Genomic DNA, 15,786 nt, shown 5'->3' on the forward strand with positions numbered 1-15,786 from the left:
GGGTGGGCCTACTTGGCGGAGGCGCCGGGCTTCACGCCGGTGATCATGGCGTTGTAGAAGAACTGGCGGGGCACCACGTGGCGCAGCACCTTCTCGTCCAGGGCCGAGAACGCCAACCAGGCCTTGTACTGGGCCATGCGGTAGCGCCAGGTCAGCTTCTCGTCGGGGACGGCGGCCTCGAAGGTGCGGACCGGCCAGCCCCACAGGGCCGCGGCGAATTCCTCGGTCTTGGCCTGGACTTCGATGGCGCCGGCGCTGGAGGCCATGCGCTCCAGATCCGCCGGGTCGAAGGTGTGGAGGTCGACCACGGCCTCGAGTGCGGCCGCACGGGAGGACTCGTCGAGTTCCTCCTGCGGGCGACGCCAGTCGCTCAGGAACGGCAGCTTGGTGACGTTGGTGGTGATCTTCCAGGTCAGCTGGCCGAGCTTGCGGGCGTAGAGGTTGCCGATGGTGGTCGGCTCACCGGCGAAGACGAAGCGGCCGCCGGGCTTGAGGACGCGCAGGCATTCCTTGAGCGCCAGCTCCACATCGGGGATGTGGTGCAGGACGGCGTGGCCGACCACCAGGTCGAAGGTGTCGTCCTCGTAGGGAATGGTTTCGGCGTCGGCGACCCGGCCGTCCACGTCCAGGCCCAGGTTCTGGCCGTTGCGGGTCGCGACCTTCACCATGCCGGGCGACAGGTCGGTCACCGAGCCGCGCTTGGCGACTCCGGCCTGCATCAGGTTCAGCAGGAAGAAGCCGGTGCCGCAGCCCAGTTCGAGGGCGCGGTCGTAGGGCAGCTCGGCACTGGGGGCGACGGCGTCGAAACGACCGCGCGCGTACTCGATGCAGCGCTCGTCGTACGAGATCGACCACTTGTCGTCGTAGGTCTCGGCTTCCCAGTCGTGGTACAGGACCTGGGCCAGCTTGTTGTCGCTATACGCGGCCTGGACCTCTGCCTCGGTGGCGTGCGGGTTCGGCGCGGGGTCTTCAGGACCAACTGTCATGCCGGGCAGCCTAATGAATACCCCGGTGAACGCTGTTATCGGGCCGCTTAACGGCCAGTGAACCGGGCGACATCCGGACCATCGACCAAATAAGAACGTGTTCCAACCTGCTGATCTTCCGTACCGAACAACTCCGCCCATTCGCGACGCGCTCGGTCGTGGCCGTGGGTGCCCGCCTCGAAGACCCGCTTGGCGGCGGCCAGCGCGAGGCGGGGGCCGGCGGTGAACTGCTTCGCCCAGCGCATCGCCGACTCGAAGACATCGTCGGGGGCGACGACCTCGTCGACCAGGCCGAGAGCCGCGGCTTCCTTCGGATCCACGAACCGGCCGCTGTAGACCAGGTCCTTGGCATGCGACGGGCCGATGAGCAGGCTCAGGCGGCGGATACCGGCCACGGGGATCAGGCCCGCTTTGATCTGGGGGAGGCCGAGTTTCACGTTGTCGCCGATGATGCGGCGGTCGGCCGCCAATGCCAACTCCAGGCCCGCGCCGAGGGCGTAACCGGAGATGGCTGCGACGGTCGGCTGCGGGAGGCGGGCCAGGGAGTTGAGGGCCGCTTGGAAATCCTCGACCATGGCGTGCGCTTGTTCGGACGTGAGCCGGGCCAGTTCGGCCATCTCGTCACCGGCGCTGAAGATGCGCTGGTCGCCGCAGACCACGACCGCGGCGATCGAATCGTCCGCGGCGATCTCGTGCGCGGCGGCGGCCAATTCCAGCGCCACCTGCAGATCGATCAAGTTCATCGGCGGGCGGGCGATGCGCAGGACGGCAATGCCCTCCGCCTGGTCCACGGTCACGAATTCGGCCACAGCCGATCACCCTACTGTGGCCGCCTCGAACCCGGCCTACTCCGGTCGTTGCGAACCACGGATGCGCGACTTCTCGGGCAGCTCGGCGAAATAGCGGTCGGCGTGCGGGAAGGCCAGGGCGGGACCGCCGCCGGACGGGTCGTAGACCGGCATGATCGGCTCGATCGCGCGCTCGGCGGCGAAAATCTCGGCGGTGGAGGCGAATTCGCGCAACGCGGTGAGCTGGGTCCAGGTGGGCGGCAGCAGCACGTCCAGACCCTCGTGCCAGCGGGCGATGGCCTCGGCCGGCGTGCACCAGGTGACGATCTCGGCCTCGCTGGTCGCGCCGTCGGCGCGCTGGCCCCGCGGGAGCACGGCGACGAAGAAGCGGGTGTCGTAGCGGCGGGGTTCGACCACGGGGGTGATCCAGTTGTCCCAGGGGCGCAGCAGATCGGCGCGCAGCACCAGGCGCTCGCGGGTGAGGAATTCGGCGAAGGACAGTTCACGGCGTTCCAGCTGGGCGCGGGCCTCGGCGTAGACCGCGGTGTCGCTGACGACGGTGTCGGCGGTGGGTCCGGCCAGCAGCACACCGCATTCCTCGAAGGTCTCGCGGACGGCGGCGCACACCAGCGCCTGCGCGCGGCCCGCGTCGATGCCGCCGAAACGCGCTGCCCACCACGCCGGTTCGGGGCCGGCCCAGTCCAGGGCCACCGCGGCGTCCGAGGGGTCGACGCCGCCGCCGGGGAAGACGGTCATGCCGGCGGCGAAGGCCATGCTGCCGACGCGGCGCTGCAGAAAGACCTCGGGCCCGTGCGCGCCGTCGCGCACCAGGACGACCGTGGACGCGTCCTTGACCGGCGCGGCGGGCTGAGATTCCGCGATAACTTCGCTCACCATCGGACCATAACTGTTGCTTCGGCTAAGCGGTACAACCGGTTCCACTCAATCCGTGAAATGGACCGATCCGGTGCGGGTTTCGAATACCGCCTGACCGGCGGCATCGTGCCGGGTCCAGGTGCCCTCGACCTTGCCGGTGCGATAGTCCTGTACCTGACTGACCACCGCGCCGGTGTCGTCGGTCCAGGTAACCAGGAAGATGCCCGCCTCGATGGGCTCGACCGCGACCGGCGTGCTGGTCTGGCGTCCGGTGCCCGCGGACGTATAGGTGAGGGTGCGGCCGTCGGCGGAGAAGGTGATGGTTCCGCCCGAGCCGGAATCGTAGGTGAGCTGTACCGTCTTGCCGTTCAGGTCCGCGGGCACCGCCGCCTTGCCCAACGTCTCCGCGGCGTGGGATTTCGAAACCTGCTGGGCGGCCGGTGGATCGGCGACACAGCCGGTGGCGGCGAGGGCGAGAATCGCCAGGACACCGATGCTCCGGACCAATGTCCGCTCCCTCCGTACACGGCAGTTGCGGACAGTTTGCCAGAACTCAGCGGTTGCGGTGCCTACCGAAACGCTGTGCCCGGCGCGCGAAGTAGCGTCCGTCGATGCGATCGAGCTGAATCGATTGGCGGAACGCCTCACTCAGGTTCTCGGAGGTGAGCACGTCGGTGAGCAGGCCCTGCGCCACCACGCTGCCCTCGTTGAGCAGCATGCCGTGGGTGAAGCCGGGCGGGATCTCCTCCACGTGATGGGTGACCAGCACGGTGGCGGGGGCGTCGGGATCGGCGGCCAGATCGCCGAGGCGCTCCACCAGTTCCTCGCGGCCGCCGAGATCCAGACCGGCGGCGGGCTCGTCGAGCAGCAGCAGTTCCGGATCGGTCATCAGCGCGCGGGCGATGAGGACGCGTTTGCGCTCGCCTTCGGACAGGGTGCCGTAGGTGCGGTCGGAAAGATGTTCCGCGCCCAGGCTTTCCAGAATGTCGACGGCGCGGTCGTTGTCCATATCGTCGTAGCGCTCACGCCAGCGGCCCATCACCGCGTAGCCGGCCGACACCACCAGGTCGGCGACTTTCTCGTCGAGCGGCACGCGGCTGGCGACGGCCGCCGAGGAAATGCCGATGCGCGGGCGTAGTTCGTTGATGTCGACCCGGCCCAGCGTCTCGCCGAGCAGGTTGGCGACGCCGGAGGTGGGATGCATCTCGGCGGCGGCCATCCGCAGCAGGGAGGTCTTCCCGGCTCCGTTGGGGCCGAGCACCACCCAGCGTTCGTCCAGTTCCACCTGCCAGGTGACCGGACCGACGAGGGTATGTCCGGAACGTCGGACGGTGACGTCGCTGAAATCGATGAGCAGATCGGGATCCGGTTGCGGCACGGGGTCCATCTTGGCCCACCGCCCTGGACGATCGTCAACGTGGTGGCGATAGTTCGCGCTCCGTGTCCCGCAATCCGCGATCCCGGGCGTCGGCGCGCGAGGAGCGGAACATGCGCGCCAGGATCAGTGTCGCCGGGATGGAGAGCACGGTCCACACGACGAGAACAACCAGCAATGTTGTCATTTCGGTGTTTCCTCTCTAGGAAACTCGTGGATCGATCCTTGCCCACTCGGACTGGTAAGTCGATACGCGCTGCCCATATGGGCCAGCGCCCCGACCGTTCGGTTCGCTACTGCGACAAGCCAGGAACCGGCACCGCGATCACCGTCGTCGACCCCGGGGCCACCTCCGTGAAACCGGCATCGCGCACCGCCACCGCGCTGCCCTGGGCGACCCGTCGCCGCAGCTCCGACCATTGGCCGGGATCCGCGTCCGCGACGGTGCACCGGAAACCCTGTGCCGCCCAGGCATACGCCCGCGCCACGGGCAGCGCGCCCGCCAGCAACATGCTGGCGTGCCCCACCTGTGCCGCGGCCTTCCCTACAGTCATACCCAATTCCGCGTTCACCCACAGCACGGGAGATTCCGGATCGATTGCGATCGGTTCGGCTTCGGGCAATTCGGTCCCGCTGATCTGCAGGCGCTTGATGCGGGGATCGATAGCGCCGACCGGTCCGGGGACGAAGGCGCGGGCCTGTGCGCCCTCGAATTCGACTGTGACGCCGTCCACTTCCTGCGCGGCCAGCCACTGCGCGCCACGGGCGCGGCGGGCCACCTTGCGGATGCGCGAACGCTTCCAGGTGAGATAGCGCTCCTCCCATTCGCCGCCGGGGCCGACGCGTTCGTCCAGGCACAGAGCCACCACGGCGGAGGCGGCGGCGGCCAGCAGCGCACCGCGGCCGGGCGGATCGTTCTTGGGAATGTGCAGAACCATCTGCATCGCTTGCACGAGAGCGGGATCCGCCGGGTCTCCCCCGCCGCCGTAGCCTCGTGCCAGTTCCGCGTGTCTCGCCGCGAATCCGGCATCGACGGAGGATTCGATGCTGGACAACACAACTCCTCGAACTAGTGAACCGTCAGGTTCAGGGTGAAACGTTTGGCGGGCTCGATTCCTTGCTCCCAGGCCCGCTTGTATTCCAGAACCAGCTGGGTCACGCCGGGGCCGACCGCCACGAAGTTCGACACCGACTTGCCGCCGACGCCGACCATGCCGTCCGGATTGGGGTCCTGCTGGTATTCGGGCGAACCGTTCTGTTTGACGACGGCCTGGTCGAGAGTGCCCAGCACCCAGGCGTATCCGGTGGTCGGGTTGGCCTCCAGGGTGACGATCAAGCCCTGGCCGGCGACCAGCTGGAGGTCCTGGCCGTCGGAGTCGGCGCCGACCGTCAGGGCCGGGTGGTCGCCGGAGGTGGCCTGCACGGCGGTGGTGACGGCGACGCTGGTGGCCGAGAGCGGTTGCGCCTCATTCGGATTGGCGTGGCCGCAGGCGGTGACGGTGATTCCGGCCAGCAACACCAGCAGGGGCAGACGCACGGAAACTCCTTCGGATGGTGGCCGCGACATTGCCGACCACGCTACCGAGGGCGCGTCGGCTACTGCGCCAACGGCACGCGCCGGATACCCCCGTCACGCGCGTCGGCGGCCTCGACCTCGTCGCGGGTCACACCCAGGATGAACAGCACGGCGTCCAGGAAGGGGTGCGAGAGCGCGGCGTCGGCGACCTCGCGCAGCGCGGGCTTGGCGTTGAACGCGATACCCAGGCCGGCGGCGTTGAGCATGTCGATGTCGTTGGCGCCGTCGCCGACCGCGACGGTCTGCTCCATCGGGACGCCGGTCTCGGCGGCGAAGCGGCGCAGCATCACGGCCTTGGCGGCCCGGTCCACGATTTCGCCGACCACCGCGCCGGTCAGTTTGCCGTCGCGGATCTCGAGGGTGTTGGCCTGCACGAAGTCCAATTCCAGTTCGTGCGCGAGCGGTTCGATGACCTGGCGGAAGCCGCCGGAGACGACGCCGCAGCGGAAACCCAAGCGGCGCAGGGTGCGAATGGTGGTGCGGGCGCCAGGGGTGAGCTCGATGCGATCGGCGACCTCGTCGATGACCGAGGCGTCCAGTCCGGCCAGGGTGGCCACCCGCTGCCGCAGGGATTCGGCGAAGTCGATCTCACCGCGCATGGCGGCCTCGGTGACCTTGCGGACCTCGTCCTCGACGCCGGCGTGGGCGGCCAGCATTTCGATGACCTCGCCCTGGATGAGGGTGGAGTCCACGTCGAAGACGATGAGGCGCTTGGCCCGTCGCGCCAGGCCCGCGCGTTCCACGGCGACATCGACGCTCTGTTTGGCGGCGACGGCCGACAAGGCGGTGCGCAGTTCGGTTTCGGCCTCCGCGCCGCTCGTGGGGACGGTGACCATCAGTTCGAGACCCGTCACCGGATAGTCGGCGATGCCGCGAATGGAGTCGATGTTCACCCGCTGGGCGGCGAGTTTGCGCGCGATGGCGCTGAAGGCGCGGGCGGTCACCGGAGAGCCGAGCACCACGACCGCGTGGGTGGACAACTTCGCGCCCGAGACCGCGCTCGCGCCGATCTCCACGTCCACGTTCATGCCGATCGAGGCCATGGCGTCCTCGAGTTGATCCTGCAGGGCTTCGGGATCGGTGGGACAGGAGACCAGCACACCCAGCGTCAGGCGTCCCCGGATGACGACCTGTTCCACGTCGAGCAGGCTGACGCCGTTGTTCGCCAGGGCGGCGAGGAGTACCGATGTGACGCCCGGCTTGTCGGGTCCGGTAACCGTGACCAGGACCGTCGTGTCAGACGAGGACAATCGATAACTCCTTCTCGCGGTGCGCACCGTCCATGCCCGCGGTGCGCTGCTCATTCTGTCAGAAACGAGAATGGCGGCCGTCTCGGACGGCCGCCATTGTCGGGGTCAGGCTAGTTGGAGACCTTCTCCAACTCGGCCACGTGATGGGACTTCGAGCCCCAGCCCACGTGGGCCTCGGCGCGCATGCGCTCGACCATGTGCGGGTAGTGCAGCTCGAAAGCCGGACGCTCCGAACGGATTCGCGGCAGCTCGTAGAAGTTGTGCCGCGGCGGCGGGCAGGAGGTCGCCCACTCCAGGGAATTGCCGTAGCCCCACGGATCGTCGACGGTCACGACCTCGCCGTAGCGGTAGGACTTGAAGACGTTCCAGATGAACGGCAGCATCGACGCGCCCAGGATGAAGGCGCCGATGGTGGAGATGGTGTTCAGGGTGGTGAAGCCGTCCGACGGGAGGTAGTCGGCGTAGCGGCGCGGCATGCCCATGTTGCCCAGCCAGTGCTGCACCAGGAACGTGGTGTGGAAGCCGACGAAGGTGGCCCAGAAGTGCCACTTGCCCAGCCGCTCGTCCATCATGCGGCCGGTGATCTTCGGGAACCAGAAGTAGATGCCCGCGAAGGTGGCGAACACGATGGTGCCGAAGAGCACGTAGTGGAAGTGCGCCACCACGAAGTAGGTGTCGGACACGTGGAAGTCGATCGGCGGGGCGGCCAGGATGACACCCGACAGACCACCGAAGAGGAAGGTCACCAGGAAGCCGACCGACCAGAGCATCGGGGTTTCGAAGGTGAGCTGACCACGCCACATGGTGCCGATCCAGTTGAAGAACTTCACACCGGTCGGGACCGCGATCAGGAAGGTCATGAACGAGAAGTACGGCAGCAGCACGGCGCCGGTCGCGTACATGTGGTGCGCCCACACCGCGATCGACAGCGCCGCGATACCGAGCGTCGCGTAGACCAGGGTGGTGTAACCGAAGATCGGCTTGCGGCTGAAGACCGGGAAGATCTCCGACACGATGCCGAAGAACGGCAGCGCGATGATGTACACCTCGGGGTGGCCGAAGTACCAGAACAGGTGCTGGTAGAGCAGGACACCGCCATTGGCCGGGTCGTAGATGTGGCCGCCCAGGTGGCGGTCGTAGGCCAGGCCGAACAGCGCCGCGGTCAGCAGCGGGAAGGCCAGCAGCACCAGCACCGAGGTGACGGCGATGTTCCAGGTGAAGATCGGCATCCGGAACATGGTCATACCGGGGCAGCGCAGGCAGACCACGGTGGTGAGCATGTTGACGCCACCGAGGATGGTGCCCAGACCGGAGACGGCCAGACCCAGAATCCACAGGTCGCCGCCGACGCCGGGCGAGTGCACGATGTCCGAGAGCGGGGCGTAGGCGGTCCAGCCGAAGTCGGCGGCGCCACCGGGGGTGATGAAGCCGGCGGTCGCCATGGTGCCGCCGAACAGGTACAGCCAGTAGCTGAAGGCGTTCAGGCGCGGGAAGGCGACGTCGGGCGCGCCGATCTGCAGCGGCAGGACGATGTTGGCGAAGCCGAACACGATCGCGGTCGCATAGAACAGCAGCATGATCGTGCCGTGCATGGTGAACAGCTGGTTGAACTGCTCGGGCGAGAGGAACTGCATGCCCGGCCGGGCCAGCTCGGCGCGCATGAGCAGCGCCATGATGCCGCCGACGAGGAAGAAGGACATGGCCGTCACCAGGTACATGACGCCGAGAACCTTCGGGTCCGTCGTGGTGACCATCTTGTAGATGAACGAGCCCTTCGGACCTGTCCTTTGCGGATAGGGCCGAGCCGCCTCCACAAGGCTGGCCGGCCGCGGTTCTACGGCAGTCACGAAACCTCCACAGGTATGCCATCGTTCGTACGCTGCTTCCGGCGTCCGGTTCGGCACATGACGAACGACGGTTGGCTTGCGCTGTGAGAGATCGTAAACCGTGCTCCGACAGCGCTCGCCACGGGTCCTACTCTGTGTCGTATTTCGGCTCCGCCGGGTGTGCGTGATTGGGAGTCGCCAGGCGCCGCTGTAGGCTGCCCCGCATGCCGGTGCGCGAGTCCGCTTCCACCCGAAACACGTTCGCCACAGCCAGCTCGGTCGCTGCCGCGATCTTGCTCACAGTCGGTCTATCGGCCGGATGCGCCAAGACCGATGACAATTCCGCGAACATCGTGCGCACCACCACGAATATCGCGGGGGCCGCGGTGGTCGGGATCGAACGGGACACCAGCAAGGCGTGCCCGTTGCCGAGCAGTCCGGATGCGGTGTCCGGCACCAGGAGCGTGACGCACGCGGCCGGCACCTCGGAGGTTCCGGCCGATCCCAAGCGCATCGTGGTGCTGTCGACCGCCGCGCTGGATGCCACCTGCGCGCTGGGACTCTGGGAGCGGGTCGTCGGCGCGACCACCGTCGCCGGCCCCACGCCGCAGCCCTCCTACCTGGGCACCGGCGTCGACGTGATCCCCGCTGTCGGCGCCGCCGACAGCCCCGACCCGGCGAAAATCGCTGAGCTGAAACCGGATCTGATCATCGGCCCCGCCACCGACAACAATCGCTACGGCGCATTGCAGGCCATCGCGCCGACCGTCCTGGTCGGTGACGACAACGGCTGGCAGGCCACCTTCACCGGCTTCGCCGAGGCGATGGACCGCAAGAACGCGGGCACCCAGGCACTGGCCGACTACCGCGCCGCCGCCAAGGACGCGGGCAACGCCGTGCAGGCGTCCCTGACCCAGGCCTCGGTGATTCGCTTCGACCCCAACCAGATTCAGGTGCAGGGCGGCAACAGCTTCGCCGGCCAGGTCCTCGGCGACGCCGGCGTCCAGCGCCCCGCCGCCCAGCGCGGCGACTCCTTCGACGTCACCACCCTGTCCGCCGAGTCCGACCGCAACAAACTCGAAGGCGACATCATCTTCCTCTCCTTCGCCGGCGCGGACGGCCTCGAGTACGGCAAATCCGTCATGACCGCCGACGACTGGAAAAAACTCGCCTGCGTCAGCGACCGCCGCGAATTCGCCGTCGACGACACCATCTGGCACGGCAACGGCCTCACCGCCGCCCGAGCCCTCCTCGACGACATGCGCCTCAACCTCAACGGCTACGTCACCGACTGATCCCGCATCACCCTGCGGCAGTGGGATTGTGGGCCTGCCGCAGGTGCTCGAACAGGGTCTGGAACACGAAGAAGTTCGGGATGTCCTTGATCGGCTTGGCGCGCAGGTTGAGCGGGCCCTTGGTCGAGTGCAGTTTGACGGCACCGTCGGAGATCGTCAGTTTCGTCACCTGTCCCCACGGTGCGGAGTCCACCAGGGTGCCGACTTCGGTGGCGGTGATCCAGAGGGTTCCGAACTCCACCTTCTCCCCGGCCCGCAGCCGCTCGATCACGATCGGCACCTGAGCGTTCACGATGGCCTGTTGAATCTGCGGGCCCCACTGCAGCACGCCCGTGAACGAATGGTCGATGACCACGGGTATCCGCTTGCCCGGCAGAAAGAAGGTGTAGGTGTGGCTGGTCCCGGTCTCCACGCCATTGCTCTTGTGCCGCACCAGCTTCTGCTGCACCCTGACCGTGTCGTAGCGGAGCCCGACCGGCCGATCGCGGAATCCGATCACCAGGCCGCGCTCACGCAACTCCAGTCGCCCGCCGGCGAGCTTCCGGTTGTACTGCCATCCGCGCGTCGAGGTCCCGGTCGCGATGATGAACGCGAAGACCGCGAACATCCCGAAGAACCCGTCCCAGTGCCGCGTGCCGGAGTGCGCACCCGTCACCCCGCTGATGACAGCCGCGATCACCAGGCCGCCGAAGGTGACCCACGCCCAGACACCCGAGCCCGGCCGCTGCCCGACCGGATACACCGACCGCACCGCTCCCAGATCCTCGCGCCGCGCAGTCTCCTCGATCCGCCGCGAAATATCCAGATCTTCCCCGGGCACAACAGTTTCCGCCACCGGTTCCCCCCTTGCTTTCAAGACCGTTTTTCGTCGGCGAATACTACCGGAGAAAGCGGAACGGCCCCGGGCGGTTTCGCCCGGGGCCGTTCGTCACGAGGGGGTCAGAATTCCCAGTCTTCGTCTTCGGTGTTGACGGCCTTGCCGATGATGTAGCTGGAGCCGGAGCCGGAGAAGAAGTCGTGGTTTTCGTCGGCGTTGGGGGAGAGGGCGGAGAGGATGGCGGGGTTGACGTCGCACTCGTCCTTGGGGAACAGGCCCTCGTAGCCGAGGTTCATCAGGGCCTTGTTGGCGTTGTAGCGCAGGAACTTCTTGACGTCTTCGGTGAGGCCGACCTCGTCGTAGAGGTCCTGGGTGTATTCGACCTCGTTCTCGTAGAGCTCGAACAGCAGCTCGAAGGTGTAGGACTTGAGCTCTTCGCGCTCGGCCTCGGAGACGAGTTCGAGACCCTTCTGGTACTTGTAGCCGATGTAGTAGCCGTGCACGGCCTCGTCGCGGATGATCAGGCGGATCATGTCGGCGGTGTTGGTGAGCTTGGCCCGCGAGGACCAGTGCATGGGCAGGTAGAAGCCGGAGTAGAACAGGAACGACTCGAGCAGGGTGGAGGCGACCTTGCGCTTGAGCGGGTCCTCGCCGTTGTAGTACTCGAGCACGATCTCGGCCTTGCGCTGCAGGTTCCGGTTCTCCTCGGACCAGCGGAAGGCCTCGTCGATCTCGCGAGTGGAGCACAGCGTGGAGAAGATGGAGCTGTAGCTCTTGGCGTGCACCGACTCCATGAAGGCGATATTGGTGAGCACCGCCTCCTCGTGCGGGGTGAGCGCGTCCGGGATCAGGCTGACCGCGCCGACCGTGCCCTGAATGGTGTCGAGCAGGGTGAGGCCGGTGAAGACCCGCATGGTGAGTTGCTTCTCGTTGGCGGTCAACGTGTTCCAGGACGGGATGTCATTGGAGACCGGGACCTTTTCCGGCAACCAGAAGTTGCCGGTGAGCCGATCCCAGACCTCGGAATCCTTCTCGTCCTGTACGCGGTTCCAGTTGATCGCGGTTACTCGATCGATGAGCTTCACGCCCGTTCACACACCCTTCTCAGCTCGCCCAGCCCTGCGGATTTCCCTTAACCAGAACACTACTACTGGTGGACGGAGACTCGAACTAACACAACACCTTGTGTCGAGGTCTCGCATGGTGAAGTGCAGGCCCAGCACGTCACCGACTGGAGAAAATTACAGCGATGGGATCCGTCACAGCGAGCCGGGGGTGCACGCGTGTCGCACGCAGCCCGGTTTGCCGATCAGATGCCCAGCACCAGCTTGGCGGTGGTGAAGTAGATGATCAGACCGGTCGCGTCGACCAGCGTGGTCACCATGGGCGCGGAGATGACCGCCGGATCGATGCGCAGCCTCTTCGCCATCAGCGGCATGGTGCCGCCGATGGTGGCGGCCCAGCCGCAGATGATGATGAGCGCAACCCCCACCACCACAGCGATTTTCGTGCCGACGAACAGCGAGCCGATCACCATGCCGACCACCGCCAGCATGCAGCCGAGCAGCAGGCCGACCCGGCATTCGCGCCAGATCACCCGGAACAGATCCGAGACCCGCACCTCGCCGACCGCGAGCGCGCGCACGCAGGTGGTCGCGGCCTGGGCGCCCACATTGCCGCCGGAGCCGATGAGCAGCGGAATGAACAGCGCCAGATGCGCGGCCTGTTCGAGGGTGGGCTCGAAGAAGTTGGTGACGGTGACCGTCAGCGTCGCCGCGACCAGCAAAAGCAGCAGCCACAGCGCGCGGTAGCGCGCCAGCTGGAACACGCCCGCGGCCATGTAGTGCCCCTGCCAGGGCGCGGTGCCGGCCTGCCGGGCCATGTCCTCGGAGTCGGCGGCCTCGATGACCTCGACGGCGTCGTCGATGGTGAGCAGGCCGACGAGGCGGTCCTCGCTGTCGACGACCGGCAGGTTGATCAGGTTGGCGCCCTGCATGAGCCGGGCCGCCTTCTCCGCGGAGTCGGTGGCGCGCACCGAAACCGGTTCGGCGGCAACCAGTTCCGCGATCATGGCATCCGGCCGCGCGAGGACGATATCGCGCAGCTCGACCACGCCGATCAAGCGGCGGCCCGCGTCGACGACGGGCAGGGTGTAGACCGTCTCGGCAGTGGCGCCCTTGGCGCGCACCGTCTGCAGCGCCTCGGCGATCGGCAGATTCCGCGGCAGCGCAACGACTTCCGGCGTCATGTAGTAGCCGACCGACCCCTCCGGATAGCCCAGCAGCGCCGCGGTGACGCGACGCTCGCGCGGGCTGAGCCCGGCCAGCACCTTCTTGGCGACCTTGGCGGGCGCCTCGCGCAGCATGCGGGCGCGGTCGTCGGGATCCATGCCCTCGATCAGTTCGCGGAAGCTCTGATCGCGCAGGCCCGCCAGGATCCGCTGCTGGTCGACCGGCTCGAATTCCTCGAACACGGCCAGCGCGCGGTCCTTGTCGAGCAGGCGGAAGGCCATTCCGGCGTCGACCGCGTCCATCCGGGCCAGCTCGTCGGCGATGAGGTGCGGGGGATGATTGTCGAGCCACTCCACGGTGGCCGTGAGGTGGCGGCGGTCGACGATGTCGCGCAGCGAATCCCCTTCGGGGCGGCGGACATCGGACAGGAGATCGGTCTGCGTCATGGCGGAACCTCGGCCGGGTGGCATGTCGAGGGCGGATGGGAGGCACGGGAGCACACCGCGGGCACCGCCCACCTCCGCCGGCGGCTATCGACGATGCGGGCAGACGGCTATCGACGATGCGGGGGAGACGGCGCCGCGCGGCCTTCGACTGGGAGGTTCACCACGCATGGACCTCACCCCCTCCGAATGCCGAATGCCGAAAGCCGCCGATGACAGAAACAACCTCGTTCAGGATACAGAGGCTTACCTAAACACGCATGCTCGGCCCGGCGGATCATTTTTCGATCAATCCCGACGCCAGAGCCATTGGGCGAGCGTCCGATATGCCTTACTCTCTGCCTCTGTGCGTGTTTTGGTGCTGGAGGACGATGGCGAGCTCTGCCGTGAGGTAACCGACGGGTTGCGCTCGGCCGGATTCGCCGTCGACCTCGCCCAGAGCATCGCGGACGCCGACTTCAAGATCGCCATCAATCGCTACGACTGCCTGGTGGTGGATCGCGGCCTGCCCGACGGCGACGGCCTGGACCTGGTCGCCGGGGCCCGCACCGCCGGGCACACCGTCCCCGCGCTCATGCTCACCGGCCGCGACGGCCTGCACGACCGGCTGGCCGGCTTCGAGCACGGCGCCGACGACTACCTGACCAAACCCTTCGCGCTGCCGGAGCTGGTGATGCGGGTGCGCGCGCTGTGCCGCCGCCGCGAACAGCCCACCGCCTCGCGAATCACGGTGGCGGACATCGACATCGACCTGATGCGGCGGCGCGTCACCCGCGGCGGCATCATGCTGGCGTTGACGCCCAAGGAGTTCGCGGTGCTGGAACTCATGGCGACCCGCCGCGGCAGCGTGGTGACCCGCACCGATCTCATCGAATGCTGCTGGGACGAAATGGCCGAGCCCGCCTCGAACGTGGTGGACGCGGTGGTGGCCAAGCTGCGGCGCAAACTCGGCGAGCCCTCGGTGATCGAAACGGTGCGCGGCACCGGGTTTCTCCTCGGGGGTCCGGCGTGAGCGCGCACCGCTCCCCCGCCGTCGCCCGCATGACGAGAGCGCGCTGGATCATGACCGCGCTGGTCACCGTCATCACCGCGACGGCCGTGCTGGTGTTCGGCTCCGTGGCCGCGAGCATCGACGCGCACGCCCGGCAGGCCCGCGCCGACGATCAGGTCGAGCGGGTGGCCGGGGGCCTGGCCCGCGCCATCCAGCACGACGACAAGCAGGTGCTCGACCTGTCCACCGTCATCGACGACCAGCTGGCCAAGGGGTCGACGGCGGTCGTGGTGGCGGTGAAGAAGCCGGGTGAGCAGTGGAAGCAGGCGCACACCTATCAGCGCTCGCTGCTGCCCGACGACACCCAGATCGCCACGCTCGCAACGCAAACCGAGGACGGCGCGGACGGGGTCATCTATCAGGGGCACCGGTTCGCCGGGACCGATATCACCGGGCGGGCGGTGACGGTGGCGGGCAGCCCGGTGTTCTGGAACGACTGGGACAATATCGTCGTCATCCTGGCCGGGACCGAGGCGATGGCCGGCGCGGGCGAACATCGAACCCTGGTGTGGGAGTTGACGATCGGGGGCGCGCTGCTGGTGCTGCTGTCCGCGGCGGCGACGTTTCTGCTGTCGGGGCGCAGCCAGCGGCAGGCGCTGCGGCTGCTCGACGAGCACGAGCAGTTCCTGGGCGACGCGGCACACGAATTGCGTACGCCGCTCACCACATTGAAGCTGCTGACCGAGTCGCGGCCGAAACCGGAGGAGGTGCAGCAGACCCTGGCCGAGGCACGCCGGCTGGCGGATCGCATGGCGCGCTTGGTGACCGGGCTGCTGGCCCGCGCCCGCATGCAGTCCGGGATCGCCGAGCCGGAGCGGACCCTGCTGCGGCTGGACCAGATCGCCGAGGCCGTCGCCGAGGAGGCGGCGGACGCGCGCATCGTGGTGACCGCGCATCCGAGCGTGGTGGTCGGGGATCCGCAGCTGTTGAGCCTGGCCATCCGGAACATGCTGGAGAACGGGCTGACCCATGGCGCGGTGAACCGCGCCGCGCCCGTGGAGGTGCATGTGGCCGAGGGACGGGTCAGCATTCGCGATCACGGTCCCGGCGTCGACCCGGTGATGGCGGCCAGCCCGTTCAACCGCGGCGCGGCCGGGCGCACCGGGCGCAATGGGATCGGGCTGGCACTGGTGGCGTGGGTGGCACAAGCGCACGGCGGCAACGCCTCCATCGAACCCGCCGCCGGCGGCGGCACCATCGCCACGCTGTGGCTGCCGCCGGCCGACATCACGGTGGGCGTACCGACGCCCGCGCGGCCGTAACCCGTTCGCC

16 protein-coding genes are annotated in these 15,786 nt (G+C 67.8%); 3 read left to right on the forward strand and 13 right to left on the reverse strand.

The window, feature by feature from the left end:
• Positions 1-8: 8 nt before the first annotated feature.
• The 10 genes from D7D52_RS09070 to ctaD form a co-directional block, all read right to left on the reverse strand.
• Positions 9-986 carry a class I SAM-dependent methyltransferase gene (locus D7D52_RS09070; RefSeq protein ID WP_120735915.1) on the reverse strand — a complete coding sequence of 326 codons (978 nt, stop codon included), beginning with the start codon at positions 984-986 and terminating at the stop codon, positions 9-11.
• A 47-nt stretch (positions 987-1,033) separates the two neighbouring features.
• Entirely contained in the window at positions 1,034-1,795 is a 762-nt protein-coding gene (locus D7D52_RS09075) for an enoyl-CoA hydratase-related protein (protein WP_120735916.1), read from the reverse strand.
• A 36-nt stretch (positions 1,796-1,831) separates the two neighbouring features.
• Positions 1,832-2,671 (reverse strand): NUDIX hydrolase, encoded by an 840-nt coding sequence (locus D7D52_RS09080; RefSeq protein WP_120735917.1) that lies wholly within the window; start codon positions 2,669-2,671, stop codon positions 1,832-1,834.
• Positions 2,672-2,716: 45 nt separating this feature from the next.
• Positions 2,717-3,157 carry a MoaF-related domain-containing protein gene (locus tag D7D52_RS09085; RefSeq protein WP_162958230.1) on the reverse strand — a complete coding sequence of 147 codons (441 nt, stop codon included), beginning with the start codon at positions 3,155-3,157 and terminating at the stop codon, positions 2,717-2,719.
• A 46-nt stretch (positions 3,158-3,203) separates the two neighbouring features.
• Positions 3,204-4,037, reverse strand: a complete 834-nt coding sequence (locus tag D7D52_RS09090) for an ABC transporter ATP-binding protein (RefSeq protein WP_120735919.1) — start codon at positions 4,035-4,037, stop codon at positions 3,204-3,206.
• Between the two features lie 25 nt (positions 4,038-4,062).
• On the reverse strand, positions 4,063-4,212 hold the full coding sequence (locus D7D52_RS37645) for a hypothetical protein (protein ID WP_162958231.1): 150 nt from the start codon (positions 4,210-4,212) through the stop codon (positions 4,063-4,065).
• A 106-nt stretch (positions 4,213-4,318) separates the two neighbouring features.
• A complete protein-coding gene (locus D7D52_RS09095; protein ID WP_246023713.1) occupies positions 4,319-5,080 on the reverse strand; it encodes an aminoacyl-tRNA hydrolase in 762 nt (253 codons plus the stop codon).
• Positions 5,081-5,094: 14 nt separating this feature from the next.
• Positions 5,095-5,562, reverse strand: coding sequence for a protease inhibitor I42 family protein (locus D7D52_RS09100; RefSeq protein ID WP_162958232.1), 468 nt, complete (start codon positions 5,560-5,562; stop codon positions 5,095-5,097).
• A gap of 59 nt (positions 5,563-5,621) precedes the next feature.
• Positions 5,622-6,851, reverse strand: coding sequence for a phosphoserine phosphatase SerB (gene serB / locus D7D52_RS09105; RefSeq protein WP_120735921.1), 1,230 nt, complete (start codon positions 6,849-6,851; stop codon positions 5,622-5,624).
• A gap of 110 nt (positions 6,852-6,961) precedes the next feature.
• Entirely contained in the window at positions 6,962-8,698 is a 1,737-nt protein-coding gene (gene ctaD, locus D7D52_RS09110; RefSeq protein WP_120735922.1) for an aa3-type cytochrome oxidase subunit I, read from the reverse strand.
• Between the two features lie 203 nt (positions 8,699-8,901).
• On the opposite strand from ctaD, the gene D7D52_RS09115 reads away from it, so the two are divergent.
• Positions 8,902-9,972: an iron-siderophore ABC transporter substrate-binding protein gene (locus tag D7D52_RS09115; RefSeq protein WP_120735923.1), complete on the forward strand. Its 1,071-nt coding sequence runs from the start codon at positions 8,902-8,904 to the stop codon at positions 9,970-9,972.
• Between the two features lie 7 nt (positions 9,973-9,979).
• On the opposite strand, the gene D7D52_RS09120 is transcribed toward D7D52_RS09115, so the two are convergent.
• The 3 genes from D7D52_RS09120 to mgtE all read right to left on the reverse strand — a co-directional run bounded on the left by D7D52_RS09120 (position 9,980) and on the right by mgtE (position 13,466).
• Complete coding sequence (locus D7D52_RS09120) at positions 9,980-10,807, reverse strand: DUF6585 family protein (protein WP_162958233.1); 828 nt, start codon at positions 10,805-10,807, stop codon at positions 9,980-9,982.
• Between the two features lie 104 nt (positions 10,808-10,911).
• Positions 10,912-11,874, reverse strand: a complete 963-nt coding sequence (gene nrdF, locus D7D52_RS09125; protein ID WP_120735925.1) for a class 1b ribonucleoside-diphosphate reductase subunit beta — start codon at positions 11,872-11,874, stop codon at positions 10,912-10,914.
• A 224-nt stretch (positions 11,875-12,098) separates the two neighbouring features.
• Positions 12,099-13,466 (reverse strand): magnesium transporter, encoded by a 1,368-nt coding sequence (mgtE, locus tag D7D52_RS09130; protein WP_120735926.1) that lies wholly within the window; start codon positions 13,464-13,466, stop codon positions 12,099-12,101.
• Between the two features lie 343 nt (positions 13,467-13,809).
• Here mgtE and D7D52_RS09135 point away from each other — a divergent pair, with 343 nt between their 5' ends.
• Positions 13,810-14,475: a response regulator transcription factor gene (locus tag D7D52_RS09135; protein ID WP_120735927.1), complete on the forward strand. Its 666-nt coding sequence runs from the start codon at positions 13,810-13,812 to the stop codon at positions 14,473-14,475.
• A 29-nt stretch (positions 14,476-14,504) separates the two neighbouring features.
• Complete coding sequence (locus D7D52_RS09140) at positions 14,505-15,776, forward strand: sensor histidine kinase (protein ID WP_162958234.1); 1,272 nt, start codon at positions 14,505-14,507, stop codon at positions 15,774-15,776.
• Positions 15,777-15,786: the final 10 nt, after the last annotated feature.

Origin of the sequence: Nocardia yunnanensis, assembly GCF_003626895.1 — a bacterium.
Lineage (GTDB): Bacteria > Actinomycetota > Actinomycetes > Mycobacteriales > Mycobacteriaceae > Nocardia > Nocardia yunnanensis.